The organism is Pseudomonas caricapapayae (assembly GCF_001400735.1).
Taxonomy (GTDB): Bacteria; Pseudomonadota; Gammaproteobacteria; order Pseudomonadales; family Pseudomonadaceae; genus Aquipseudomonas; species Aquipseudomonas caricapapayae.
In genome coordinates this window covers 27,294-28,298 of record NZ_LJPW01000057.1, presented here as the reverse complement: position 1 = coordinate 28,298, position 1,005 = coordinate 27,294, and the positions used below count along the sequence as shown (strand labels likewise).

Here is a 1,005-nt window from a genome sequence, read left to right as displayed (position 1 = left end):
TCATTTGCGAGCCCGCCATATCCATCGTTTTAGGCGTTCTTGGCTGCTGCAGTGCGCGCCTTGGTTCCCTTGCCTGAGGTTTTTTTCTTCGCCGGACCAATGTTCACTGTGCCTTTGCATTCCGGATATCGGGTGCACGCCCAGAAGCTACCTGAGGAGCCTTTACGTTGAGAGGTTTTCGCGTTGCACAAGGGGCATTTGGGACCCTCAGGCACATTAATCGACAACGTCGTGCCCTTGTACTGATCGACGAGCCTGGTGATCCAGCTCGATTGCCTCGCGATAAAGTCATCGAGCGTCAGGGAGCCTTGTTCGATCATTGTCAGCGCCTGTTCCCAGATCGCAGTGGTGCCGGGGTCGGCCACGGCAGGAGGGACCGCATCAATCAGTGAAAATGCTGCGTCAGATGCCCGAAGTGCCCGACCTTTTTTGATGAGGGATTCTCGGTCGATCAGGCCTTGGATCGTGGCCGCCCGAGTAGCCTCAGTTCCAATGCCTGTAGTTTCTTTGAGCTTCTGAGCCAGCCTTGGATCCTTGACGAGCTTGGCAATGGTCTTCATCGCCTTGATCAACGTGCCCTCGGTGTAGGGCTTGGGAGGTTCTGTCTTCATTGCCTTCAGTTGCAGGTCCTGAATGTCAGATCGAGAACCAACCTGCAGCATTGGCAAGGTCTGGGACCGGCCCCCACTTTCCTCACCTTCCTCACTTTCTTCCTCGCCCTCGAATGAGCCAGAAAATAAAATTTTCCAGCCCGGTACCACTATTCGCTTGCCCACTGACTGGAGTGAAACCGCATTGGATTCGAAGGTCGCCACGGTACGATCGTATTCATGGTGGGGCAGAAACTGCGCAAGAAAGTGGGCGCGGATCAATTCATAGACCTTGCGCTCCTTCTCTGACATTGCTGACAGTTTTGCGGGTTCCAGGGTCGGAATGATTCCATGGTGGGGCCCAGTGATTTTTTTGTCATTCCACGCCCGGGAGTGTTGCTCCGGATCAATCAGC

1 protein-coding gene is annotated in these 1,005 nt (G+C 54.7%); it reads right to left on the bottom strand.

Annotated elements, in window-relative coordinates; all coding sequences use genetic code 11:
• Positions 1 to 29: 29 nt before the first annotated feature.
• Positions 30 to 1,005: DNA topoisomerase (locus ALO80_RS31960; protein WP_235812458.1), on the bottom strand; the 976-nt coding region annotated here is incomplete at its 5' end.